Raw genomic sequence first — 24,063 nt, forward strand, 5'->3', positions numbered from 1 at the left:
TGCCACCCAACTTGCCAAACCAGAATATTCTGGTTCAGCCTCTTGGTCCGCGATAACGGGCGGTTCCGGTTAACTTGGGGAATAACGCTCCCCTGGCGAAAACGCCTCCGAGTTGGATGCTCTTCAACGGCATGGTCCGATCTGTAATTGTTGTTTTTCAGTATATACGAACTTTAGCCTCCATTGCAAGTTATCCGTGCACACCCTTACATGTCCTGTTATGATAGAGATTGTTTGTTTTTAGGAAATACTCCTGAATGGCAGACTTACTACATAACATAATATCTAGAAGGAGTTTTTCTTCATGAAAAAATTGCTTTGGATTGGATGCTTGTCCTATTTCCTCATCGGACTTGCCCACGTCGTTCTCGGCTCCATCCTGCCCGTTGCCCTTGAACATTATGGCAAGGATTATAGTCAGGGAGGCACACTGATATTTGCCCAATTTGCCGGGTTCCTGGGTGGTGTACTTTTATCTCCGTGGTTGAATAAACGCTTTGGTAAACGAGGTGGCATATTAATTGCTACAGCTCTGCTCTGCATTGCAGAGTTATCCTATATGCTGCTGCCTCCTTGGGGCTGGATGTTCGTTATTGCACCTGCAGCTGGATTCGGATTCGGTATGATCGAGGCTGTCATCGGTACAATCATCATTGCTGCAATTAAAGATAATACGGCGGTTGCCATGAGCCGACTCGAAGTGTTATTTGGTATCGGCGCTATGGTCATGCCGCTCATTGCCAGCGGTCTGATTTCTGCCGGCTACTGGCGCATGTCGTTCCTCGTGGTTGCCGTCTGTGCAGCGATGACTTTTATCTTCTGGGCCAAAAGTTCATTCGGTGAGCTGGACAACGAGCTGAGTCGACGCAGCTCAGACCAGACTCCTGGACACACTCACGCTGCTGAATCGCCAAATGGAACGAATCCTTCAGACATTAAACCAACTCGTTCAACCTATCGCGGCCGTAATTTGGCTCTTCTGTCTTTATTTGTTGTATTTTTCTTTCTCTATGTCGGCACCGAAATGAGCCTTGCCAACTTCATGCCAGCCATTCTGATTGAGAAAATGAACATGAAGGAAGCAGGTGCTGCGCTTAGTGTTACCTGCTTCTGGATCGCCATGTCTGTTGGACGACTGTTTGCCGGATATATTGCGGAGAAATTCCAATATCGCGTCTACGTTCTGTACAGTTGTCTTGCAGCAGTTGTACTGCTGATGATCTTTCCTTTTACCAACCAGATCTGGTCGGCATTTCTGATCATCCTGTTGCTCGGGCTCGCACTATCGGGCGTGTTCTCCATTGCCCTCGTCTTCGCCAGCAAAATGCTGCCTGGAACAGAAGAATCAACGCCCAGCATCCTGATTGCATCAGGTGGTGTTGGTGGTGCCATTCTACCTTTGGTTACAGGCTGGAGTTTGGACCATCTGGAAGTTAACCAGTCGGCGTGGATGCTTGCCATTTTTGCAGTTGGTCTGCTGATTATCAGCGTGATCGCGTATCAATGGCAGCGCAGGCATACTGTGAGTTCAGCATCGTAATATCTACCGAACAGAAGATAAATTAAATTCAATGAATCATAGCTGGTAAAAAGATAGGCTTCGTAGCGTGAATGCTACGAGGTCTTTTTTGATTTGAAAATAACAATTACTTCTTTATCTTAGTTCAGTGGACGATTGCCCAGGAAATACTTTCAGATGCTCTAAATCGGAACTAACGTTATTTAGGTTGTGGGGACTACACTCCCTTTATCCTTAATGAATTTACCGAATACATATCGAACGAGTGGTCCCAGAATAATAATTTGGTAAGGAAGCGCCAGGCTAAAATTACGAGCAATCGTATGAAGATACGTACTTAGTACGGATGCTCCATTTAACTGATTCGCAAGATAAGCGGAAATCATTCCGTACAAGGACATAATCAGAACCATTCCAATGACCATGAAAAATGACATAGCGAGCACGCCTAGGATTTTGTTGGACTTGTCAAAAGGTAAGGAAAATGCAATTTTTCGCGCTACAGGTCCGACAATAAAGGACTCCACCAGAAATGCAATGACAAAGCACAATATGAACTGAAGCAATATTTCAAGCGCGGACATCTTGCTCAATAACCCATTGTGCCATAAATTGAAGGCCATCATGACGATGACCATTCCTGTGCACATCATCATTCCAAAAATAATCTGTTCTTTCTTCGTTGTTGGCAATTCTCTCATCCTCTCTGTTTACCTTCGTAATTATAGAGATGACGAACCCCTCCTCATAAGTGAACATTCTGTGAACAATTATAATTTTTCCAAATTAAAATCCTATTTGACAACCTCGTAGTACAGCCCTATGATATCCCTTAAAATGGTAGAAAAGATTCAATGCATATAAGGAGGATTTGGATTATGAGTTTTCAAAAGCGCATTGACCACGTCGGCATTGCCGTTCGTGATCTAGAGACCACGCTGCGTTTCTATACGGAGATTGTTGGTCTTGAATTGAAAGATCGGGTAACCCACACCAACGGTGTCATTCAGCTCGCCTTTCTCGGCTTCAACGGAAGCGATGAGACTGAGATTGAGTTGATTCAGGGATACAGCGACAAGCTGCCTTCCGAAGGTACGGTGCATCATTTTGCTATCCATGTCGATGACCTTGAGTCTGAGTACAACCGCATTAAGGCAACTGAGGCCGAGTTTATTGATGGAGAGATGATTACACTGCCTAACGGTTACCGTTATTTCTTCATCTATGGACCCGAGAAGGAATGGATTGAGTTCTTCCAGCGCTAAGAATTGGAGCTGATTTAATGAACATTTTAATTACCGGCGCAGCCGGAAAAATTGGACGTGACTTGTCCCAACACTTGTCAGAAGCATTTCACCTGCGACTAACGGATTTGAATATCGACAGACTGCATACGTATCAAGGGACAAGCCATGAGATCATGACACTTGATGTGACAGATCCCGAAGCCTGTCAGCACGCTTGCGAAGGCATGGATGTGGTTGTACATCTGGCGGGAGATCCTTCCCCGCATGCCGGATTCTATGAATCGTTGTTGGACATCAATATCAAAGGTACATTTAATGTATTCCGTGCAGCTAAGGACCAAGGTGTGCGGAGAGTCATTCTGGCAAGCAGTGCACAGACGATCGAGGGGTATCCCATTGATGCTCAAGTCTATCCGGACATGCCGACACGCCCACGGAATTTGTACGGAGTTAGCAAATGTTTTGGTGAATCGCTCGCTTCCTATTTTGCATATACCGAAGGTTTACAAAGTGTAGCAATACGTATAGGTGCATATGATGATTTCCAACCGGATGGACCCGCGCTGGAGGCAAGGGATATGAGCGCGTATATTAGTCCGGCTGACTTGTGTGATTTGATGTTCAAAGCAATTACAACTACAGATCTGGAGCCCTTCACCATACTGCATGGGATCTCGAATAATCGGTTTAAACGATTGAATCTGGAAACCACTCAGAAACAGGTAGGCTATGACCCGAAATCCGATGCTTTTGCACTCAGTCAGATTTCCTTATATGATTCGCCACGATAATTGTTGAAAATCACACATCTAGAGAGGTCGTTATACGCATGTATAATGGCCTCTTTGATTCATTCATACGTGCCCCTATCCAGTTCCTGACTGGACATGCGTGGGCCTCTGGCCTATAATTACACCTAGTAATGCCCGTAACTTCATAGTTTCCCAGGGGAGTCGGAATAGGCCGGCTGAGAGTGTATCCCACCAAGATACTGACCCTTAGACCTGATCTGGATCATGCCAGCGTAGGAATCGGAGTATATCGAATTGGCCCAGCCTCTTTGCTGAGTGCCACATCTCTAACGCCTGCACGCGTCCCGGATTAACGGGGCGCTTTTTTAATGTTCTTTTATATAGCCAGAGAGCTAAAAAAAGTGACGTCATCCGGATCATAGCTGGTATAAATCTGTCGATTTATGCAAGAAGCTTGGATATGAAGCCAAGGAGTACCCCGCGCCACTGGCCGGACAACATGAAGGAGAGAAATGAAGATGAGATGGCGTAAAATGATGGGCCTAATGCTCTTGTGCGTACTACTTGTGGCTGTGGCCGCATGTGGCGGCAAAGAAGCTGCACCTTCAGGAGAAAATGGCAGCAGCAACACCGAAAACAGCAATGAAGGTGACAACGCAGCCCTCAAGGATATTAAAGTGGTGCTGGACTGGACACCAAATACGAATCATACCGGCCTGTATGCGGCTGTAGATCAAGGTTTTTACAAAGCCGAAGGCTTAAATGTCGAGATTGTACAGCCAGGTGCCGGAGGCGCGGATACGATGGTAGCTTCGAACGAAGTGCCTTTTGGCGTAAGTTATCAGGAGAGTGTAACCCAGGCCCGCACACAGGGCGTACCGCTCGTGTCCATCGCTGCAGTCATTCAGCATAACACGTCCGGATTTGCCGCTCCGGTGGACCGGAACATCAAATCCCCCAAAGATTTTGAAGGTAAAACCTATGGTGGCTGGGGCTCCCCGGTGGAAGAAGCTGTGATGCAATCCATTATGGAAGGCGAAGGCGCCGATGTATCCAAAGTAAAAAATATTAGCATGGGCGATGCAGACTTCTTCACCGCTGTGAAACGCGATATCGACTTTGCCTGGATTTTCTACGCATGGACGGGTATCGAAGCCGAACTGCGCGGGGAACCGATCGACATGCTGTATGTGAAGGATTATTCCGATTCACTGGACTACTACACACCTGTACTCGTTACCAATGAAAAGACGATTCAGAACGATCCCGAGCTGGTTAAAGCGTTCTTGAAAGCGACTTCCGAAGGATATCAATATGCAATCGATCATCCTGAAGAAGCTTCCAACATTCTGATCAAGGCCGTACCGGATCTGGATAAGGATCTTGTACTCGCAAGCCAGAAGTGGCTGAGTCCAAAATATCAGGATGACGCACCACGCTGGGGTGAGCAAAAGCAGGAAGTATGGCAGAACTACACGGATTGGATGTTTAGCAAAAAACTGCTCGATGAGCAGGTAGATGTATCCAAAGCATATACAAACGAGTTCTTACCCCAATAAAATTATCCATATAAAACGAACTTAGTATTTACACGATGACGAAGAGGACAGAAATAACGTGAAAAAGCGAAGCGTTCGCCTTTATCACCGGATTTTCCCTTTGGAGAAGGGAATCAAAAAAATCTGGGGATAACAGCGATTGGAAGGTTATTCTGTCATCGAAGTGGCAAGTGTAACAGTCATTAGTTCATTTTATATATTTCGAAAGGAAAAGTGATCTCTCATGGCAAGCACACTACTTAGCATTCAAGTCATTCCCAAAACGCCAAATGGCGAAAATTCCTATCCTTACGTTGATCGTGCCATTGAAGTTATTCAGCAGTCCGGCTTGAAATATCAGGTTAATCCACTCGATACCACGATGGAGGGAGAACTAGAGGAACTGCTGGAGGTTGTCCGCAAAATGCACGAAGTTCTCGTGGAAGCTGGCAGCCCAAGCATCATCTCACAGATCAAAATCGCCCATAGCCCAAGTGGCTTCAGCATGGACACCCTGACGGAGAAATATCGCTAATGCATGCCTATTGGAAAAGCGTATGGCCGCCCTTTGTGGCGGTTATTCTCTTTATAGCGATATGGCAGGGAGCCGTCTCCCTGTTCCATATTGAGAAATGGATGCTGCCTGCGCCTTCGGACATCGCCCATGAAGCAGCCTCCCAGGCCGAGCGACTTGGCATGCATGCATCGGCAACAATCCAGCTGACATTAATAGGATTTGCAGCAGGTACGCTCGTGGGATTACTGATTGCGATGGTGCTGCATCTGATTCCATTTTTGAAATCTGCACTCTATCCATTACTTATTCTTAGTCAAAATATACCGACCATTGCGCTTGCTCCGCTCTTGCTGATCTGGTTCGGATTTGGGCTGCTGCCCAAACTGATTACCATCATCCTGGTCTGCTTCTTCCCGGTGGCTGTAGCTGCCATGGATGGGTTGACCCGCACCGATGCGGCGATGATGAACTATATGCGCATGGCTGGTGCAAAACGCGGCCAAATTTTCTGGAAGCTCGAACTTCCACATGCATTGCCCTCGGTGTTCTCGGGGATTAAAATTGCCGCTACGTACAGCGTCATGGGTGCGATTATCGCCGAATGGATCGGTGCAGATAAGGGCATCGGCTATTATATGATGCTGCAAAAATCAGCCTATCGGACGGATCGTCTTTTCGTGGCAATCATGATTATTGTGGCATTGAGTCTGCTGCTCTTCCTGCTCATTGCGCTACTGGAGAAGCTGCTCGTACGCTGGCGTCCACAAAAGCGATAACTTTGAAATATGCACCATATAAAGGTTAGGAAGTGATGACAAGATGACACCCGAACACAACGAGCGGGTAGCTGCGCCGGATGAAGGTAAAACCACTCCAACGAGTAGCGGAAGTCCTGAGTATGGAACCGTGGCCTTACCTGCACATCATTCATCACCAGCGTTGGAAGTATTAAACGTGAATGCTTCGTTCCGAGAGCGACGCAGCACATTGCCCGTTCTGGATGGTCTGTCCCTGACCGTGGAACAAGGAGAATTCGTAGCCATCGTGGGCCCTTCCGGCTGTGGCAAAAGCACCCTGTTTCACATCATCGGCGGTCTGCTGAAACCTCAGGAGGGCCAAATCCTGATGAATGGTCAGGATGTCACCGGACAACGCGGCAAGATTAGCTATATGCCGCAGCAGCCTGCCCTCTTCCCATGGCGTACCATTGAGGACAATGTGCTGCTTGCAGGTGAAGTGTCTGCGGATGCACCACCCCGAGCAGAGGCGCTTGCAGATGCCCGGAAGTGGCTGAGCAGTGTCGGACTGGCTGGGTTCGAACAAGCCTATCCGCATATGTTATCGGGCGGCATGCAGCAGCGGGTTGCCTTTCTGCGCGCCCTGCTCAGTCCGCAGGAGCTGATGCTGCTAGACGAGCCTTTTAGTGCGCTGGATGCACTGACCCGTAGCGACATGCAGCGCTGGCTGCTCGATATCTGGGAACAGAACCGCCGCTCGGTGCTGTTCATTACGCATAATATCGAGGAAGCATTATTGCTTGCGGACCGTATCTATGTTTTATCGAATCGGCCTGCGGCTGTACTTCACGAGGTCGATGTTCCCTTTGATCGTCCACGTCGCGAAGCGATCACGGAGGAATCTGCTTTTCTTGAACGGAAACGGCAGATTTCCCAGTGGATGAGAGAAGAACAGCAGAAAACCCGCCTATCTAAATAGTGCGGGTTTTTGAGTTATTTTTTCCCTAAAATGGGTGATCCAAGACAAACTACCCTGCGTATCATTGGTAAAAGACAAAAAGGAGGGGTCCATCCATGCAATCAACCGCTTTTGCACCCTTGATCGATGCACATCTTCACCTGGACAAATATACACCTGAAGAACAACGTGAGATGCTGCATTCCTTCCCATCCCAGCAGGTTGAGTCTGTCATCGCCGTTTCCATGAATCTGGCTTCTGCCCAGAGTAACCTAGAACTAGCTTCCCAATACCCTCGTACCGTATATCCGGCCTTTGGGTTCCATCCCGAGCAGCCCCTGCCGTCCCTGGCAGAGCAGGATCTATTTATCAAATGGATCGAAAAGCATATGGGACAAGCCACAGCGATTGGGGAAGTTGGATTGCCTTATTACAACCGACAGGAAGCCGAACAGGCAGGACAGTACTTTGATCAGAGCGGCTATATCGATCTGTTGGAGCGATTTATCCAGCTAGCGAAACGGCACGGTAAACCGATCGTACTGCACGCTGTATATGAGGATGCCGATATCGCCTGTGACCTGCTGGAGCAATATCATCATCGCCGGGCACATTTTCACTGGTTCAAAGGCTCCAAGCGGACCGTCCAGCGAATGGCTGACAACGGATACTTCGTCTCATTTACACCTGATATCATATACGAAGAGGAAATTCGCGAATTAGCTCGCCAGTATCCTTCCGAGCAGGTTATGGCAGAGACTGATGGACCTTGGCCTTTCGAGGGACCTTTCCAGGGAAGAATGACGCACCCTGCCATGACCAGACAGGTCATTCAAGCGTGGAGTGAAGTGACCGGTATGGGAACGGAGCGGGCTGCGCGTCTCTTTTATCAGAATACGAAACGCTTCTTCGATCTTCCTTAGGTCCGAATTGACATCCATTCTTGTGCTGGTTCCTCAACTAAATAGATATAGTATGCAAAAAAAGAAGTCAGTCGGCATCTGCCGAACTGACTTCTTTTGGATTTACACTTAACGTTTCAAGAATCCTTTGCCTTCGAGGAATGGCTTCATCTGTAGACGTACCGGTTCTGTGAGGCGTTTCGCCATCATTTCGGACCACGGTGTAGAACGTTCCCCTTGAGTGCGCTCCTTCATGTATGCAGCAGTCGTTTCGTCATAGCTCTCGACGCCTTTGAGGGTCTGCTCGGCGTTATAGCGGCCATGGTGTAAGACCGCATCCAGTGGTAGACGCGGACGAATACCCGTATCCTGATCAGCAACACCAATGCACATTCCATATACTGGATAGACGCCGTCGGGCAAGCCCAATACTTCGCTCACTTCCTCAATACGGTTGCGCAGCCCGCCAATATATACAATTCCGAAACCTAGTGACTCTGCTGCAAGCGCAGCATTTTGCGATGCGAGTGCAACATCAATTGTGGCCACCATAAAGTTCTCAGTGGAGTCCTCATAGGATTCCTTTTCAGGCAAATGACGCTTGGCAGCATCACTCAGGCGATAAAGGTCAGCACACCATACGAGAAACACAGGGCATTCATTGACGCAAGACTGATTGCCTGCCAATTCAGCCAATTTGTCCTTCTGCTCCTGTTCGGTAACAGCAATTATAGTATAGGCCTGCACACTACTTGAAGAGGAAGCCATCTGCCCGGCCGCCACGATTGCTGCCAGCTGCTCCTCACTTACAGGGTCTGGCTTGAATTTCCGCACAGAGCGGTGTTTCATCATCAATTCAATGGTTTCGTTCATTGCTATTCACTCCCAATCCTCGTAGTACGAATTCAATGGTTTGCTCAGCCAGCTCATCTGTGTTCATATCCTGATAATCAAAGCTAAACCGCGAATTCTTAGCCCGTTTGTGCGCCAAAGCCACACCCATGACCTGAAGCATCGCATAAGATACGGACTCGATCTGAAACACGCCCTGCTCCTTGCCTTCTTGCAGCAGTTCTCTCACTCTGGTCCAGACGGGGTCCAAAAAACGAAACACGGTAGCTGTGCGATGGGTACGCAGTGTAATTTCAAGCTGCACAATATCGCTCATCTCCCGGTCCGTCATCGTGAATTTTACGACTTCACCTATGATTCGTCGGATACCCTCCACGGGGGAGGACATGGACTCTTCAGCCAACTCGTTCATCATATGATCAGGAAAAAAGTGCTCAAATAATGCTTCGAACACCTTTTCTTTTCCACCAAAATGATACGAGACCAGCGATACATTCGCACCCGCCTCATCACAGATTTGACGAACACTTGTCCCGTCATACCCCTGCTGTGCAAAAAGCTTCTTGGCTGCAAGCAAAATCCTCGTTTTTATATCCAATTCCGGTTCCGTCATTCCGTCCGCTCCTCTTGTCCGTTCTATTCATTTGCTCCAGCTCACCGGGCTGCAGCGAGACTACTCTATCGTTTCATTATGAAAGTTTGTGCATCAAAGCGCAAGGTGTGCCGCCTGTGGTTCTGCAAAGCTAGCCACCTCAACCTACTATTAAACCAAGCACCCCGGTGAAAATCACCGGGGTGCTTGATCATATCCTATGAAGAACAACCATGATGACTGGAATATTAGCTGTTCATTTGAGCCGGGCTTGGTGCCCCAGCTGGCATAGGTTGTTTTTTCAACAACGTCACCACCAGGGAGAGGGCTACAGCAACCAGCAATACAATGGTAATTGAGCCAGCCGCGGATTGAACTCCAGGTCCACCCAGTTGAGCGCTCAGAACACCTTGAACGGCATATGTGGCAGGCAGATACTGACCAATACCACTGTAAAAGCTGTTCAGCAATTCACGTGGCACCATTGCACCGGAAGATACCAGTTGCAGCGACAGTGAAATGATGTTGAACAAACTTCCCGCTGGTCCAAAGCAGATCAGGAAGAACTGGGAGAAGAACATGAACGTGCAGAGGAACAACGCCTGGAACAACCAAAATGCGATAAATCCTTGCTCGATCTGTCCGCCCAGCGACACGATCAGTGATGATCCCAGCAGGGAAACCACAAGAGCAGACCCCAGATTAATGACTACTCTGGCGCCAAACAAAGTCCAGCGGGAGTGAGTAGCCGACAGCATACCCATCGCTGTCTGCAGGTTCATACCCATAATCATGGCTCCCACATAAGAAGCGAGTACCATCATCATCGGCACCATCTGATTGTTCATACCGTTAACCGGATTAATGGAAGTGGTTGTACCTTCCACTCGTGTAGTCAGGTTGGCAGCAGCTTCAGCTGCCTGATCTGCAGGCGCTCCAGAAGCCGTCAACACAGCTTGCACACCTTGAGCGGTTGCTTGCTTGTTAATCGTGTTCGTCACGCTCTGCGATACACCTTGCATCATGCTTTTTATCGTAACCGGGTTCGCCTCGTTAATGGTGTACTTGATTTCGGCAGTGGAACCGGCTGTCTGAATCAGCTCGTTAAACCCTGCAGGAATATTCAGCACCATATGAATCTTGCGATGATTTAACTGGTCAAGTGCTTCGGCAGCACTCAGATTAGTTACGGTATGAAAAGGAAGCGTCTCAGCCATACGATCTGCGATCCCCTTGGACTGCTCTCCATCCTCATTGACAACGGCAACCGTCAATTCATTCATCCGGTCATTCACTCCGGAATATGCTGTCATCCAGATCACGCTGAAGATCACTTGGAACATAAGTGCCGTCACGATCCCCACAATTACTGGCGGTTTTTTCAACAATATACGCAAAGCCTGCAACATAAATGATGTCCTCCATTACTCATTAGTTCGAATTTGATGTAAACGATTGTTTGAATCAAACAATCGTTTTAAATTTTAAGTCTATATGTCTATATTGTCAATCTATTTCTGAAAGGTTCAGAAAGATAAAGATGTGTTTCGCAAACAATGTATTCCATTTCATAAGAGGACATCACTTCACATGCTCACCTTCTAATAACAAGGTAAGGACCATTCCCTTAACATATCTCAGACATCTTTCCATAACAAAAAAAAGCACGGTCCGCCGCAGCGGACCGCACCCTATGCTTACTTTTGAGCATAATGCAAAGTTGAATCACGTCCCTCAATGGACATCAGTCATTGCTTTTCAGTTTCATCCGTTGCAGACGCAGCGAATTCAATACAACCGACACAGAGCTGAACGCCATGGCCGCACCTGCCAACCAAGGAGCTAGGAAGCCCACTGCTGCAATTGGAATCCCAATCACGTTATAGCCAAGTGCCCAGAACAGGTTCTGCTTGATATTGCCCATCGTGCGCCGGCTCATCTCGATTGCATCTGCAATACTGTTCAGATCGCCGCGCATTAGCGTAATATCCGCTGCTTCCATCGCTACATCGGTTCCGGTTCCGATGGCCATACCAATATCGGCTGTAGCAAGGGCCGGAGCATCGTTGATACCATCTCCAACCATCGCTACCTTGAGGCCACTCTCCTGAAGTTTTTTCACTTCTGCCGCTTTACCCTCTGGCAGTACCTCAGCCAGAACTTTATTAATTCCGGCTTGCTCCGCTACAGCGCGTGCTGTCCGCTCATTGTCTCCCGTAATCATGATGACATCAATTCCCATAGCATGAAGCCGCTGAATGGCTTCCCGTGAAGTTTCCTTGATGGTATCCGCCACCGCAACAACCCCAGCCCATTGACCGTCCACGGCGACCAGCATCGCTGTGCGTCCTTGTTCCTCAAGGTTATTCATCTGTTGCATCGTTTCCTCGGAGACATTCACCTTCGCATCCGTAAGCAGTCGGCGTGTCCCGACCAGGACCTCTTGTCCCTGAACCCGAGCTCGCACACCATATCCCGGTATGTTCTCGAATTGCTCTGACTGGACCAGTTCCAGACCTTTACCTCGGATTCCTTCTACAATCGCCTCAGCCAAAGGATGCTCCGAACTCTGCTCTGCTGCTCCCACCCGTTGCAGCAAGTCTGCTTCCGTCCATTCTGGAGCCGTCACCACATCCGTAAGCACGGGCTTGCCTTGGGTAACTGTACCTGTTTTGTCCAGTACAACGGTCTGGATCTGCTGTGCCGATTCCAGATGTTCGCCGCCTTTGAACAACACACCATATTCCGCCGCACGCCCTGATCCAGCCATAATGGACGTTGGGGTTGCGAGTCCAAGCGCACAAGGACAGGCAATGACAAGTACAGCAATCGCCTTCTCCAGCGAACCAGCAAAGTCACCGGGACTGGCGAAAAAATACCAGATCAGGAACGTGACTGCTGCGATGCCTACAACAATCGGAACAAAGATACCTGAGATCACATCGGCAATCCGCTGAATAGGGGCCTTGGAACCCTGCGCTTGTTCAACCACTTTAATAATTTGGGATAACGCCGTGTCCGAGCCCACGCGGGTCGCACGCAGTCTTAATACTCCATTTTTATTCAACGTAGCACCTGTAACGGCGTCCCCTGGTTTTTTATCCACGGGCAGGCTCTCTCCGCTTAACATGGATTCGTCGACAGAAGACTGCCCCTCCTCCACGACGCCATCGACAGGAATGCTATCTCCGGGTTTTACCAGAACGAGATCACCTACCGCGACATACGCAGACGGTACAATAACCTCCTGTCCATCACGAATCACTCTGGCTTCACGCGGAGCCAGTTCGATGAGGCTCTTGATTGCCTGAGAGGAACGCCCCTTGGCTACGGCCTCAAACCATTTTCCCAATAGGATCAACGTAATCAGAATTGCACTCGTCTCATAATAAAGCTCCACGGTTGGCATGGCTGCTGTAGCCATTCCCGTCCCACCATGATCCATCATGGTCGAAGCTGCATTGCCACTGGTCAGGGTCAGATACAGACTGTAGAAGAAAGCCGCACTTGTACCCAAAGCAACCAGTACATCCATATTGGCACTGCCATTACGGAGCGCTTTATAGGCTCCCACATAGAATTGCCATCCAATCACAAACTGTACTGGCGTTGCCAACACCAGTTGGAACCATGGGTTCATGAACAGATCCGGTACCCAGATCCACGAGGTAAATGAAAAGTGACCCACCATGGCCCAAAGCAGTGGCAAAGATAACAGGGCGGAGATCATCCATTTCCACTTTTTACGCTGTAATTCACGCTCACGCACTGATTGGGTATCTTCCTGTGTCTTCTGCAACTCTGCTCCATAACCGAGCTGTTTGATCTTCGCCGTAATATCGGTTGCCTTCAGTACTCCTGCTGCAAATTCCACATGTCCCGTTTCCAGCGCCAGGTTCACGTTTGCACGGGATACACCCGGCAACCGGGAAAGACCTTTTTCGATTCGAGTAGAACAAGCAGCACAGGTCATGCCTGTAATGTCCAAATCCACGGATTCCGTTACTGTACCATAGCCAAGGGCCTCCACCTTATCCCGCAAAGCATTGATGTTCGTTGTCTTCGGATCATAGGATACCGTTGCTTGTTCTATAGCGAGGTTAACATTCGCCTGATTGACCCCTTCCATTCGGGACAAACCCTTCTCAATCCGGGTAGAGCAGGCAGCACAGGTCATGCCTGTAATTTGCAGTGTTGTCTGCAATCCCGCTGCTTCCTGTGAAGGTACGGGTTCTGATGCTGTTGCGTTTTCCGTTGTTGATGACTTATCCATGTTGTTAGCTCCTTTCTCTATGAAATATCCCTACACATTCAATACCCCCAAGGGGTATATAAAAGACAGAAAATCAGGCTTAAACAATGAACTCATTTAATGGAAAAGACCTGTTGAATTCCTTTCCATGCAAAGGGAAGTTCAGTTTAAGCCTGCGATGATTAGACTACGTCATACCCTTGATCTTCGATGGCTGCCTTGATCTGATCCACATTGACTTTTTGCTCGTCATATTCAACTGCGACAGTTCCTGCTGCCAGATCAACCTGACCATTCGCTCCCGCATTCTTCACAGCTTCTTCAACCGATTTCACACAGTGATTGCAAGACATTCCTGTAACGTTCAACGTAATATTAGACATGGGTAGTTCCTCCTTAGATATATAAATGATGAGTTCATTCAAAAATAATTACTTCATTAACTTTCTTACCGTTACCAACAATTCATCCACAACCTCATGCTCTCCGGCCTGAATGCGCTCAACGATGCAGCTCTTCATGTGGCCTTCCAGCAATAGCTTGCCTACTGAATTAAGAGCGGACTGAGCAGCCGCGATCTGTGTCAGCACATCATCACAATAGGTATCCTTCTCGATCAATCCCTTGATCCCGCGAATCTGTCCTTCAACACGGTTCAAGCGAGAAATCAGGTTGCCCTTCATCTCTTGGGAGTGATGGCTCTTGCGCACATGCTTTCCATCACTGCCTGACGTATGACATGCATTGGCTTGCTGATCATCTGTCTGTGAGACTTCGTTCACCTCTGTTACGGATGACTCCAAAGGTTCCTTGGGATGGCTCTGATGTTCCATCGCGAACACCCCTTTTCTTTCGTTCTGTAATAAGAGTAACATACCCCATGGGGGTATGCAAGACTATTTCTTTATTTTACTCCAAATGGATGTATTCCATGCTTCCTACGACTGCACTAACGCACCAGACATCTCATCAGTCTTCGTACAGGCACATTATAGTATGTATTCCATTCTGCTGCTGCGTACAGCCAGACCCATCTGCTCATAGAAAGCTTGAGCACCAGTATTAAATGTAGACACGGTCAGTTCAACACTGTCGACCTGCATTTCTTTGCCAAGTTCGATTAACTCCTTCATCAACAGTTTGCCTGCCCCATGTCCACGATGTTTACTACCAACGATGATCTCATGGATATATAACATCTTTCGATCCTTTAACAAATCCACTTTCTGAATAACATTCAACTGTGCGCTCGCATATCCAACAATCTCACCCTGTTCCAGCAATTCCGCAACATAGAGATAACGATGATCCGTTTCCAGTAGTTCTTCATATTCCTTATGACTCATTCTCGTCTGCAGCTCTCTGTATACGTCTGGCCTGGCCTCCACATGCAAGTGATGCAGTTCATCCATTAATGCAGATACTCCCGTGTAATCTCCGATGACAGCCCTTCTAATGTTAATCTCACTCATCTTCACATTCTCCTCTCACAAACGTTTCCCATGATTATACAATAAGACATCAGGAAGATGATGCTCCGAAACATGCTTAACCATTCTGATATAAAAAAGCAGATACCTTAACGGTACCCGCTTCTTTTAAAGCTATATCTGGTTCCTCTTATTCTTTGGATGATTTACCTTCATCAAATGCTACAGGTGACGGTTTAGCAGACCATTCGTCCGCTTGCGGCTCAATATCCACACCGCTCAAAATTTTCTTTTTCTCCATCAAGGAATCCCCGTCTTCATCCAGTTTGTTGCGAATTGCCGCCTCATCCTGAGGTTGATTGTTCTGTGTCATGCTGGAGTCCTCCTCTTCGTAATCATGGTGATGTTCCTATATATAACTTACCCATTTTTTGCATTGTCATTCTGAATGTATACAAGGGTTCAACAACCACTTGAAGAAAGTTCTCCGTATAACTTTATATTTTCGCGACTTTACTGCCTTTCACTTTAACATTCACAAGCAGGATGCTGGCAATAATCATAACCAGACCTGCGATCAGATTGACCGTAACCGACTCTCCGAGGAACAGCACACTGCATAACAGGGCGATCAGCGGAATCAGGAACGTAAACGATCCTACTTTGCTGGCTTCGCCGGAGCTAACCAGTTTGAAGAACGCGAGCCAGCCCATTGCAATGACAAACACCGAAATAAACAGCGTATCCAGTATAAAAGGAAGCACCCACTGCACATCAGCCCAGCTCTCTGTGACCGTACCTGTCAACGTCAGAACAACTCCGCCGATCAAAATCGGAATGGCTGTCATCCAGATTCCATCGACCTTCATTGAATTTCGCTTCATATATACGGTCCCGATCGCCCAGCTAATTGCACTGAACAGCCCAAGCATAACCCCTTCAGGGGATACTTTGCCTGTCATGCCGCCAATACTGATCGTAGCCACCCCTGCAAAACCGATCACCAATCCGGCAATCTTCAGTCCATACATGGACTCACCCAGCCACAACCATGCCCCGATTCCGAGCAGCACAGGCTGTAGGAACACTATGGATGAAAATAATCCTGCTGGCACTTCCGTCAGCCCCACGGTCTGAAAACCGTAGAAGAAGATGATGTTAAGCACCGCAGATATGGCATAAATATGCCAGGTTTGCTTCAACCGCAGCGTTTTGTAGCGGGGAAAAGCATACAGCCCCAGCACCAGACCCCCAATTAACAGGCGCATGCCTGCGAATATGAGCGGCGGTGTGAAATTTAATGCGTATTTGGTCAGGGGCCAGTTTACTCCCCACATGAGTACCAGAAAAGCCAGGACCCAGCCTGCTTTTGCACGTGATAAAGCCATATGTTTATTCTCCTATCCGGCACACATCTACAGGCGCAGTTTAATCAATCGTACACATTATCCTGCGCTCTTTCTGTGCCTGCAAACCATTTGGAATCCGATCCAGATCCGTTTTACATCCGTTCTTTGATCGTTCCGTGTCTTCATGATACAATAATGATCGAAATAATTGAAATGCATGTTAATCATAAGGAGCATACCATATTTGTTATGAACAACTCACAGTTGCAGTTATTTGTGAAAATTGCGGAGACGGGAAGTTTCACCCGTGCAGGCCAGGAACTGAATATGACACAGCCCGCAGTCAGTCGGGCCATCTCTTCGCTAGAGAATGAACTGGATGTCACTCTAATCATACGGGATCGCAGGAACGGCATCGTGCTTACGGATGTGGGACAGCGAATTCTGGTTATTTTCCGCCGCATTTTACAGCAATTTGATAAGGTACAGCAGGTCGTTGCGGCCGAAAAAGGGTTGGAGATTGGTACGATTCGTATTGGCTCTTTCCCTATGTCATCCGCCCATCTGCTGCCAAAAATCATCCGCTCGATTCGGGACCGCTATCCTCAGATTCAGTTTGAGCTGCACGAGGGGAACATCCTTGAAATTCAGGAGTGGCTAAGCTCACGCGCCATTGATGTAGCTCTCATTATTGCCACAGATAAAGAACCAGTAGATGTGTCTTATGAGACGCTTCCACTCTATAGCGAGGAGATGCTCGCGGTGTTTCGGGACGATGAACCTTTTGCGAATCAGGAAATTCTGCCGGTACAAATGCTGGACAAACACCCCATGATTATTTGCAAAGGCGGCTATGAGGTACCGATTGTTGATCTATTCAATCGAGCAGATGCAGAATTACATTTCGGATTTGTCGTGTATAACGTAAACACTTGCCTTAGCATGATCGAGCAGGGACTCGGGACCGCCATGCTGCCTGCGATCTCACTATCCTGGCTGCCTCCGGGTGTCAAAGCACTCCCCACAGAGCCGAAAGCCTACCGCAATATCGAGATTGCCGTTCCTTCACTTGTCGATGCTTCTCCCGCATCCCGGTTATTTATTGAGACGGCACAGCAATTGTTCGGACAACGCTAACGAATCGATTGCACCTTCCAATCTAGCGCCAGTCGCTTCTATCTCAAACTCAAAAGGGCATCCCAAAGTCATGAATATGACCTTATGGGACGCCCTTTTATATTGTCCACCTCAGATGAACATCATTTACGCGTTTAGCTTTTTACCAGCAATAGTACTACAAAATACCCTGATGATCTCAGCTTTTACGCCTGATCCTGACGAGCCAGTGCAGCCAGTGCACGCAGTGCCGCTTCGATCTCCCGCTCAACTGCATCAGCTACCGCATTTGTATGCGGATCATACTCGGCTGCCAGGTCGCTGTCTGCGAAACCGTCGATAGCGACAATAGCTCCGGCACGAGCGCCGCGCAGTGTGCTGACGATGTAAAGTGCGGCAATTTCCATCTCAGCGGCAAGAGCACCCGCCTGCTTGTACTTGCGGTGAGGAATCTCTTCAACGCCTGTGAAGAATGCATCCAGCGTAACGGTAATGCCCACGCCAACTTTACCCGCACTTGAAGCTTTCGCTGCACTTGCATGCTCACGAGTTGCCTCGATTAACGCTTGTGTAACACCAAGGTCCGCTACCGCAGGGAAACCATCTGGTACCAGCTGACGTGTCAGCCCGTCCGTACGCACAGCGGCCGTGCTGACGATTACGCTGCCCGCTGGATAATCCGTTGTGTACGAGCCCGCTGTACCTACACGAATCAGGGTCGTTACCCCTGCCCGGATCAGTTCTTCGAAGCAGACAGCTGCTCCTGGTGAACCTACGCCATGGCTGACCACGGCCATTTGTACACCTTCATACAATCCTACAAACGTGCGATACTCCCGACTGAACGCCAGTTCTCTCGCCCGCTCCAGCTTGCGGGAAATTTTCTCCGCACGTGCCGGATCACCACAGACAATGGCATATGCAGGCATATCTTCGGAATGAATTTGCAAAATAGGCATCAACATCTTAATCAAACTCCTTCTTCGTCCATTCGTCTTCCGGAATCGGAATATCTTCACCAGAGAAGCGCTGCTCCTTGAACGGATCGGCAAAATGATGGAAACCATTGACTTCCCAGAAGCCATTGCGATCTTCTTTCATGAATTCCAGACCCCGTATCCACTTCGCACTCTTCCAGAAGTAGAGTTGTGGAACAACCAAGCGCAGCGGATAACCGTGCTTCGGTGTGAGCGGCTCACCGTTAAATTTAAAAGCAAGCAATACATCATCATGCATTAGTTCTTCGAACGGAACATTCGTTTCATAATCATGATCCGCGTGGATCATAACATATTTTGCTTCCGGTTTGACGCCAAGTAGCTTGATGAAATCCGAGAACCGTATGCCTTCCCATGGTGTATCAAACTTCGACCAGCGGGTAACACAATGAATATCGCTCACCGTGTTCACTTGAGGCATCCCCTGAAGCTCGGCGAAGGAGAACACCTTCTCCTCTTCAACTTCACCGAATACCTTCAAATCCCAGGTGGAAAGGTCGTATTCCGGCACTTCACCTTCATGCAGAATCGGGAATTTCTCGGTCAGTACCTGCCCCGGTGGCAGTCGGTCTCCGTGCTCAGCACCCGCTTTGGGTGCCGGGCTTTTCGTTTTTTTCAGACGTTCAGCCTTATTATGCAAGCGTGATTCCTCCTTCTTTATATGCTTCCAGCATAACATTCAGGATTTAACGCGAGCTTCCGCCCGCTTTCAGTGCGTCTTGTGCATAAGTACGGTCCTTGAAGAAGAACATCGCCACCAGTGTCACAATATACGGCAGCATCATGGTAAAGTGAGTTGGCAACGCGAAGCCCTGTAGTCGGATACTAAGAGCTTCCATGAACCCAAACAGCACACTGGACCCCATAACGCCGAGCGGATTCGCTTGACCCAACATGGTCGCTACCAATGCGATGAAGCCGCGACCTGCGGTCATGCCCTCGGTAAACATCGTAACCTGACCGAGCGATAACTGTGCACCCGCCAAGGCGCACAATACGCCGCACATCAGAACTGCACCATATTGAATACCGCGCACCTTGATGCCGATACTTTGTGCCGCTACCGGGTTCTCACCCACGGAACGAAGACGGAAACCGGAGACACTTTTGAACAGATAAAACTGCAAGGCAATTACGATAATAATCCCGAGATACACGAGCGGGCTATGCCCTGAGATAACATCGCCTACCCACGGAATGTCCTTAATAAGAGGAATGTCCCATTTGGGGAGTCCCACCATATCCTTGTCATAGTAAGCACCTTTTACATCAAAAATCGCCCGCAGCGCAAAAGTCGTCAGTCCTGTGGCCAGAAAGTTAAGCGAGATCCCGACCACAATGGCGTTGGCTTTCAGATTAATACTGATAAAGGCAAATAGCGCAGAGAACAACATGACGATCACAATAGAAAATATTACAGCCAACAGTACATTGCCGAACAGATAGTTACCGACAATAGCGGAGAAAGCACCGATCAGTACGAGTCCTTCCAGACCCACGTTGAACAGACCGACACGAGAGCATAAAGCCCCACCGAGCGCTGCAAGCAGGATCGGCGTCATAATCCGCAAGGTAGAGCCAAACATGGCTGCATCAAACAGTTGTTGCATTGGACTTTTTCTCCTTTCTCCGCTTCAGGAATGAATATCCGATCTGAGCCGATACAAATAACGTCAATACTGCTTGGATGACACTGCCGACTTCCAGCGGCACATCCGTATTCCGTTCCATCCCCATGGCACCTGTCTGCAACGCTGCAAGCAGGATTGCCGCCACAGCTGTTCCTAGCGGATGCGAGCGGGCAAGCAATGTCGCCATAATGCCGCTCCATGCATAACTTGCAGATGACAACGATCCATCAAGGAAACGATACTGTGTCCCTAGCACTTCCCCTGCACCCGCAAGACCTGCAAGTCCACCACTGATGATCATGGACAGCATCATCATGCGAATGCGTCGCACGCCACCATACGTTGCAAACGAAGGATTGCTTCCCAACATGCGAATCTCATAACCAGTTACCGTCTTGTGTGTGAACCAGTAGATGAGAATCGCCGCCACAATAGCAATGATGAATCCAGCATGCAGTCCCATACCCTGGAACAGCTTCGGCAGCCAGACACTCTGATCAATCATTGGCGTCTGGGCCATTGCCGCTGATCCTGTACGGTCTTTAAACGGGTAGGATACCATGTATCCTCCAAAATAAATCGCAATATAGTTGAGCAGCAGTGTTGTGATCAACAGATTCATGCCAAAGCGGGCATCCAGCCAACCTGCAAACAGCGACCAGACCCCACCGGCGATGATCCCCGCCACAATGGCTGCAATACAGACAAACCAGCCTGGACCCGGCAGGTAGAGCGCCGTCAGCGCTGCACTAAGTCCGCCCAGAACCATCTGTCCTTCTGCACCCATGTTGAAAAATCCGGCGCGGAATGCCAGTGCTACGCCCAGCCCCGCAAGAATAATGGGCGTCGAACGTGCCAGTGTGTTAGTGAAGAAGTAGAAGTTGCCGAAGGCCCCTTTCCACATCTCCGCATACGTATCCACCACGGAACCGCCAACGATCAGAATGGCTACAGCACCTGCCAGCAAACCGATGAATACGGCAAGCAGCGGCTGTATGAGTCCGCGAAGTGTTTCTTTTACCCGATTCATATCCGCTCTTTCCCTCCTGCCATCAACAAGCTGATCTGTTCTTCTGTTGCTTCATCTGCCTTCAGTTCCCCGGCAATTCCGCCTTCATACATGACAATGATTCGATCCGATAATTGCAAAATCTCGGACAATTCCGAGGAAACGAGCAGAATACCCGCACCCTCATTCCGTTTGCGCAGCAATTCAGCGTGGATGGTCTCCATCGCTCCGATGTCTACACCCCGCGTAGGTTCAGCCGCAATCAGAAACGGCGTATCCTGGGCAAACTCACGCGCAGCAATCAACTTCTGCAAGTTACCGCCAGATAGGAACTGCGCCTTCGTTTCCGCAGAACCGGTTTTGATGCTGAACTGCTTGATCCAGTTCTCCACCATGGTCCGTGCTGCCTTCGCTTTAATGATACCGCGTGATTGAAGCCGGTGATGGTGGCCCATCAGTCCATTTTCACGAACGCTCGCATCTTTCGCCGCTCCCCACATATAACGGTCTTCCGGGATATGGGCAAGTCCATGCTCCCTAATGCGCCGCACTGGCCAATTGGTTGTATCCTGCCCTGACAGTAGGACGCGGCCGCTATCTGCCTTGCGTAGTCCCGCAATGATCTGGATCAGTTCAGACTGGCCGTTGCCGGAAATACCCGCGATTCCAACGACCTCGCCTTTCCGAACTTGCAAATGGATATCCTTGAGTGCAGAACGGTCCTCTGCCCCTGACAAGTTTACCGCTTCCACCTGAAGCACAGCTTCTCCCGGAACGGATGGCTGCTTGTCCATGCGAACCAGCTCACGCCCTACCATCAGGCGGGACAGTTCCTCTACATTCGTGTCTTTTGCTTCCAATGTACCTGTCACCTGACCATCACGAAGAACCGTGATCCGGTCTGCCACATCCATAACTTCCTGCAGCTTGTGCGTGATCAATACAAAGGTTTTGCCCAACTTGGCAAGGGATTTCATATTCGCGAGTAGTTCTTTCACTTCCAGCGGTGTCAGTACCGCTGATGGTTCATCCAATATAATGATGTCCGCGCCCTGATGCAGCACCTTGAGAATTTCAACACGCTGCTGCATGCCCAGAGGGCATTCAAATACTTTTTTCCACGGATCAACTGGCATGCCATACGTTCTGCCCAATTCATTCACCTGGGCCGCCGCCTGTTTGCGATCAAATACCCCTGCCGCAGACGGTTCACGGCCAATCACGATGTTCTCGGCAACCGTAAAGGAAGGAAACAGCATGAAATGCTGATGCACCATGCCGATACCACTTGCCATGGCCTGAGACGGAGTTGCGAAGCTGACCTCGCGTCCACGAACTTTGATTGTGCCTGATGTCGGTTGCTCCATTCCATACAACATACGCATCAGGGTTGTCTTACCAGCGCCGTTCTCACCCACGAGGGCATGAATCTCTCCTTCTCGCAAATTAAAACGGATGTCCCGGTTAGCGGTGAAGCCGCCGTATTTCTTCGTAATCTGCTCCATCTCCAACAGCATATCTCGCGTTCTCTCCTCTCGGTCTTAAATAGCAGCAAAACCGGCTGCCTGATCGGGCAGCCGGCTGATCAACTCAATTACTCAATCCTATGAAACAAACAATACTACTGTTGCAATGGATCTTTCACAACGATTTTGCCGGATACGATATCATCCTTGATTGCTTTAACCTTGTCGATAACTTCTTGTCCAACAAAAGCATTCAATGGAGTTTCGCTATCACGTGTTACGTAAGTCAGGCCTACGCCATCTTCTTTCAAGCCATAGTTCACAGCGCCCGCCTTGAAGTTTCCTTCAACGAAGTCTTTCACCGTCTGGTAAGAAACTGTATCAGTCGACTTTAATTGAGATAATACGATATGTTCCGGATCTTCAACGGTACGGTCCGTATCCTGACCGGAAGTATAGAAGCCTTTTTCTTTCGCGGCTTCGAACACGCCCAGATCCCCTACAGCGGATGCTGCGGCAATGAAGTCAGCACCTTTGCCGAATTGTACCAACGCAAGCTCTTTGGCTTTGGCCGGGTCGTTAAATCCACCAACGTAGTTCACAAGGAATTCCGCTTTCGGGTTAACCGATTCCAGACCAGCTTTGAAACCTTCTGTATATTTCTTGATCAATGGAACGTCCATCGCGGCAATCATACCGACTTTGTCTGTTTTCGTAGACAGTCCGGCAGCTGCACCAAGCAGGTATGCTCCTTCATATTCATGGAAACCAACGCTACGTACGTTCGGTAGATCCACCGTTGTGTCTACAACGGCAAAGGACTTGTCCGGATTTTCGGCAGCCACTTTTTTCAGTGCATCTTCTGCCTGGAATGTCGCTGTAATGATCAGATCATAGTTCTCAGCAACTGCAGCACGCAGGTTTTGCTCAAATGCTGCCGGGTCAGTCGATTCAATCGTTTTGGTATCTACCTTGAATTCCTCGCCTGCTTTTTTGAAACCTTCATCCATCTGTACGAAGAACGGGTTTACCCCGATTTTTTCAGGAAGTACAAGCGCCATGCGCAGTGATTTTTCACTGTCGCCATCTTGGGCCGATTGTTCGTCTTTGGAAGCAGAATTTCCACAAGCCGCCAGCAATATAGCCAACATGATGATCGATAAGACGAACGATAAACCTCTTTTCATTTTGAAAATTC

25 protein-coding genes and 1 riboswitch are annotated in these 24,063 nt (G+C 48.7%); of the genes, 9 read left to right on the top strand and 16 right to left on the bottom strand.

The genetic code is table 11. The features are described 5' to 3' along the window. The first annotated feature begins 304 nt into the window (after positions 1-304). On the top strand, positions 305-1,540 hold the full coding sequence (locus tag BUA17_RS21600) for an MFS transporter (RefSeq protein WP_072734945.1): 1,236 nt from the start codon (positions 305-307) through the stop codon (positions 1,538-1,540). Positions 1,541-1,722: 182 nt separating this feature from the next. On the opposite strand, the gene BUA17_RS21605 is transcribed toward BUA17_RS21600, so the two are convergent. Then, entirely contained in the window at positions 1,723-2,211 is a 489-nt protein-coding gene (locus BUA17_RS21605; protein WP_063566240.1) for a DUF2798 domain-containing protein, read from the bottom strand. Positions 2,212-2,397: 186 nt separating this feature from the next. Here BUA17_RS21605 and BUA17_RS21610 point away from each other — a divergent pair, with 186 nt between their 5' ends. From BUA17_RS21610 to BUA17_RS21640, 7 genes are all read left to right on the top strand, one after another. Further along, positions 2,398-2,784 (top strand): VOC family protein, encoded by a 387-nt coding sequence (locus BUA17_RS21610; protein WP_064642680.1) that lies wholly within the window; start codon positions 2,398-2,400, stop codon positions 2,782-2,784. Between the two features lie 17 nt (positions 2,785-2,801). Then, on the top strand, positions 2,802-3,557 hold the full coding sequence (locus BUA17_RS21615; protein ID WP_072734946.1) for an NAD-dependent epimerase/dehydratase family protein: 756 nt from the start codon (positions 2,802-2,804) through the stop codon (positions 3,555-3,557). Between the two features lie 145 nt (positions 3,558-3,702). Further along, a riboswitch (TPP riboswitch) is annotated at positions 3,703-3,815 on the top strand. A 221-nt stretch (positions 3,816-4,036) separates the two neighbouring features. Next, positions 4,037-5,077, top strand: a complete 1,041-nt coding sequence (locus tag BUA17_RS21620; protein WP_139295710.1) for an ABC transporter substrate-binding protein — start codon at positions 4,037-4,039, stop codon at positions 5,075-5,077. 223 nt (positions 5,078-5,300) lie between these two features. Further along, positions 5,301-5,591, top strand: coding sequence for a thiamine-binding protein (locus tag BUA17_RS21625; protein ID WP_024632265.1), 291 nt, complete (start codon positions 5,301-5,303; stop codon positions 5,589-5,591). Further along, complete coding sequence (locus BUA17_RS21630; protein ID WP_072734948.1) at positions 5,591-6,349, top strand: ABC transporter permease; 759 nt, start codon at positions 5,591-5,593, stop codon at positions 6,347-6,349. The genes BUA17_RS21625 and BUA17_RS21630 overlap by 1 nt, the downstream gene beginning before the upstream one ends. Positions 6,350-6,392: 43 nt before the next feature. Further along, positions 6,393-7,289, top strand: a complete 897-nt coding sequence (locus tag BUA17_RS21635) for an ABC transporter ATP-binding protein (protein WP_244552202.1) — start codon at positions 6,393-6,395, stop codon at positions 7,287-7,289. A 95-nt stretch (positions 7,290-7,384) separates the two neighbouring features. Beyond that, positions 7,385-8,191, top strand: coding sequence for a TatD family hydrolase (locus BUA17_RS21640; protein ID WP_072734949.1), 807 nt, complete (start codon positions 7,385-7,387; stop codon positions 8,189-8,191). Positions 8,192-8,299: 108 nt separating this feature from the next. Here the strand turns inward: BUA17_RS21640 and nfsA are convergent, their stop codons facing one another. From nfsA to BUA17_RS21685, 9 genes are all read right to left on the bottom strand, one after another. Beyond that, a complete protein-coding gene (gene nfsA / locus BUA17_RS21645; protein WP_072734950.1) occupies positions 8,300-9,043 on the bottom strand; it encodes an oxygen-insensitive NADPH nitroreductase in 744 nt (247 codons plus the stop codon). Next, the gene (locus BUA17_RS21650) at positions 9,027-9,635 is read right to left on the bottom strand and encodes a TetR family transcriptional regulator (RefSeq protein WP_063566247.1); all 609 of its coding nucleotides are present in this window, start codon (positions 9,633-9,635) and stop codon (positions 9,027-9,029) included. The genes nfsA and BUA17_RS21650 overlap by 17 nt, the downstream gene beginning before the upstream one ends. 227 nt (positions 9,636-9,862) lie before the next feature. Continuing rightward, positions 9,863-11,023: a YhgE/Pip domain-containing protein gene (locus BUA17_RS21655; protein WP_072734951.1), complete on the bottom strand. Its 1,161-nt coding sequence runs from the start codon at positions 11,021-11,023 to the stop codon at positions 9,863-9,865. A gap of 335 nt (positions 11,024-11,358) precedes the next feature. Beyond that, complete coding sequence (locus tag BUA17_RS21660) at positions 11,359-13,887, bottom strand: heavy metal translocating P-type ATPase (RefSeq protein WP_072734952.1); 2,529 nt, start codon at positions 13,885-13,887, stop codon at positions 11,359-11,361. Positions 13,888-14,048: 161 nt separating this feature from the next. Further along, complete coding sequence (locus tag BUA17_RS21665; protein WP_053779829.1) at positions 14,049-14,249, bottom strand: copper ion binding protein; 201 nt, start codon at positions 14,247-14,249, stop codon at positions 14,049-14,051. Between the two features lie 48 nt (positions 14,250-14,297). Next, entirely contained in the window at positions 14,298-14,699 is a 402-nt protein-coding gene (locus tag BUA17_RS21670) for a metal-sensitive transcriptional regulator (RefSeq protein ID WP_083584811.1), read from the bottom strand. A 156-nt stretch (positions 14,700-14,855) separates the two neighbouring features. Continuing rightward, on the bottom strand, positions 14,856-15,338 hold the full coding sequence (locus BUA17_RS21675; RefSeq protein ID WP_072734953.1) for a GNAT family N-acetyltransferase: 483 nt from the start codon (positions 15,336-15,338) through the stop codon (positions 14,856-14,858). A gap of 148 nt (positions 15,339-15,486) precedes the next feature. Beyond that, the gene (locus tag BUA17_RS21680; protein ID WP_063566250.1) at positions 15,487-15,669 is read right to left on the bottom strand and encodes a hypothetical protein; all 183 of its coding nucleotides are present in this window, start codon (positions 15,667-15,669) and stop codon (positions 15,487-15,489) included. Between the two features lie 124 nt (positions 15,670-15,793). Beyond that, positions 15,794-16,684, bottom strand: coding sequence for a DMT family transporter (locus tag BUA17_RS21685; RefSeq protein ID WP_063566251.1), 891 nt, complete (start codon positions 16,682-16,684; stop codon positions 15,794-15,796). A gap of 210 nt (positions 16,685-16,894) precedes the next feature. On the opposite strand from BUA17_RS21685, the gene BUA17_RS21690 reads away from it, so the two are divergent. Continuing rightward, complete coding sequence (locus BUA17_RS21690) at positions 16,895-17,782, top strand: LysR family transcriptional regulator (protein WP_063566312.1); 888 nt, start codon at positions 16,895-16,897, stop codon at positions 17,780-17,782. Between the two features lie 185 nt (positions 17,783-17,967). Here the strand turns inward: BUA17_RS21690 and BUA17_RS21695 are convergent, their stop codons facing one another. The 6 genes from BUA17_RS21695 to BUA17_RS21720 all read right to left on the bottom strand — a co-directional run bounded on the left by BUA17_RS21695 (position 17,968) and on the right by BUA17_RS21720 (position 24,052). After that, positions 17,968-18,726, bottom strand: a complete 759-nt coding sequence (locus tag BUA17_RS21695; protein WP_072734954.1) for a nucleoside phosphorylase — start codon at positions 18,724-18,726, stop codon at positions 17,968-17,970. 1 nt (position 18,727) lies between these two features. Then, a complete protein-coding gene (locus BUA17_RS21700) occupies positions 18,728-19,399 on the bottom strand; it encodes a sulfite oxidase-like oxidoreductase (protein WP_063566253.1) in 672 nt (223 codons plus the stop codon). A 46-nt stretch (positions 19,400-19,445) separates the two neighbouring features. Then, the gene (locus tag BUA17_RS21705) at positions 19,446-20,369 is read right to left on the bottom strand and encodes an ABC transporter permease (protein WP_024632282.1); all 924 of its coding nucleotides are present in this window, start codon (positions 20,367-20,369) and stop codon (positions 19,446-19,448) included. Then, a complete protein-coding gene (locus tag BUA17_RS21710) occupies positions 20,353-21,420 on the bottom strand; it encodes an ABC transporter permease (RefSeq protein WP_063566254.1) in 1,068 nt (355 codons plus the stop codon). The genes BUA17_RS21705 and BUA17_RS21710 overlap by 17 nt, the downstream gene beginning before the upstream one ends. Next, positions 21,417-22,916 carry an ABC transporter ATP-binding protein gene (locus BUA17_RS21715; protein WP_063566255.1) on the bottom strand — a complete coding sequence of 500 codons (1,500 nt, stop codon included), beginning with the start codon at positions 22,914-22,916 and terminating at the stop codon, positions 21,417-21,419. The genes BUA17_RS21710 and BUA17_RS21715 overlap by 4 nt, the downstream gene beginning before the upstream one ends. A gap of 104 nt (positions 22,917-23,020) precedes the next feature. Next, positions 23,021-24,052: a BMP family lipoprotein gene (locus tag BUA17_RS21720; protein WP_072734955.1), complete on the bottom strand. Its 1,032-nt coding sequence runs from the start codon at positions 24,050-24,052 to the stop codon at positions 23,021-23,023. Positions 24,053-24,063: the final 11 nt, after the last annotated feature.

Source organism: Paenibacillus sp. ov031 (assembly GCF_900143165.1).
Classification (GTDB): domain Bacteria; phylum Bacillota; class Bacilli; order Paenibacillales; family Paenibacillaceae; genus Paenibacillus; species Paenibacillus marchantiae.

Excerpts from the sequence above, each read along its gene's own strand:
- BUA17_RS21600 (WP_072734945.1), top strand. The coding sequence starts at position 305 with ATGAAAAAATTGCTTTGGATTGGATGCTTGTCCTATTTCCTCATCGGA.
- BUA17_RS21610 (WP_064642680.1), top strand. The coding sequence starts at position 2,398 with ATGAGTTTTCAAAAGCGCATTGACCACGTCGGCATTGCCGTTCGTGAT.
- BUA17_RS21615 (WP_072734946.1), top strand. The coding sequence starts at position 2,802 with ATGAACATTTTAATTACCGGCGCAGCCGGAAAAATTGGACGTGACTTG.
- BUA17_RS21620 (WP_139295710.1), top strand. The coding sequence starts at position 4,037 with ATGAGATGGCGTAAAATGATGGGCCTAATGCTCTTGTGCGTACTACTT.
- BUA17_RS21625 (WP_024632265.1), top strand. The coding sequence starts at position 5,301 with ATGGCAAGCACACTACTTAGCATTCAAGTCATTCCCAAAACGCCAAAT.
- BUA17_RS21630 (WP_072734948.1), top strand. The coding sequence starts at position 5,591 with ATGCATGCCTATTGGAAAAGCGTATGGCCGCCCTTTGTGGCGGTTATT.
- BUA17_RS21635 (WP_244552202.1), top strand. The coding sequence starts at position 6,393 with ATGACACCCGAACACAACGAGCGGGTAGCTGCGCCGGATGAAGGTAAA.
- BUA17_RS21640 (WP_072734949.1), top strand. The coding sequence starts at position 7,385 with ATGCAATCAACCGCTTTTGCACCCTTGATCGATGCACATCTTCACCTG.
- nfsA (WP_072734950.1), bottom strand. The coding sequence starts at position 9,043 with ATGAACGAAACCATTGAATTGATGATGAAACACCGCTCTGTGCGGAAA.
- BUA17_RS21650 (WP_063566247.1), bottom strand. The coding sequence starts at position 9,635 with ATGACGGAACCGGAATTGGATATAAAAACGAGGATTTTGCTTGCAGCC.
- BUA17_RS21655 (WP_072734951.1), bottom strand. The coding sequence starts at position 11,023 with ATGTTGCAGGCTTTGCGTATATTGTTGAAAAAACCGCCAGTAATTGTG.
- BUA17_RS21660 (WP_072734952.1), bottom strand. The coding sequence starts at position 13,887 with ATGGATAAGTCATCAACAACGGAAAACGCAACAGCATCAGAACCCGTA.
- BUA17_RS21665 (WP_053779829.1), bottom strand. The coding sequence starts at position 14,249 with ATGTCTAATATTACGTTGAACGTTACAGGAATGTCTTGCAATCACTGT.
- BUA17_RS21670 (WP_083584811.1), bottom strand. The coding sequence starts at position 14,699 with ATGGAACATCAGAGCCATCCCAAGGAACCTTTGGAGTCATCCGTAACA.
- BUA17_RS21675 (WP_072734953.1), bottom strand. The coding sequence starts at position 15,338 with ATGAGTGAGATTAACATTAGAAGGGCTGTCATCGGAGATTACACGGGA.
- BUA17_RS21680 (WP_063566250.1), bottom strand. The coding sequence starts at position 15,669 with ATGACACAGAACAATCAACCTCAGGATGAGGCGGCAATTCGCAACAAA.
- BUA17_RS21685 (WP_063566251.1), bottom strand. The coding sequence starts at position 16,684 with ATGGCTTTATCACGTGCAAAAGCAGGCTGGGTCCTGGCTTTTCTGGTA.
- BUA17_RS21690 (WP_063566312.1), top strand. The coding sequence starts at position 16,895 with ATGAACAACTCACAGTTGCAGTTATTTGTGAAAATTGCGGAGACGGGA.
- BUA17_RS21695 (WP_072734954.1), bottom strand. The coding sequence starts at position 18,726 with ATGTTGATGCCTATTTTGCAAATTCATTCCGAAGATATGCCTGCATAT.
- BUA17_RS21705 (WP_024632282.1), bottom strand. The coding sequence starts at position 20,369 with ATGCAACAACTGTTTGATGCAGCCATGTTTGGCTCTACCTTGCGGATT.
- BUA17_RS21710 (WP_063566254.1), bottom strand. The coding sequence starts at position 21,420 with ATGAATCGGGTAAAAGAAACACTTCGCGGACTCATACAGCCGCTGCTT.
- BUA17_RS21715 (WP_063566255.1), bottom strand. The coding sequence starts at position 22,916 with ATGCTGTTGGAGATGGAGCAGATTACGAAGAAATACGGCGGCTTCACC.
- BUA17_RS21720 (WP_072734955.1), bottom strand. The coding sequence starts at position 24,052 with ATGAAAAGAGGTTTATCGTTCGTCTTATCGATCATCATGTTGGCTATA.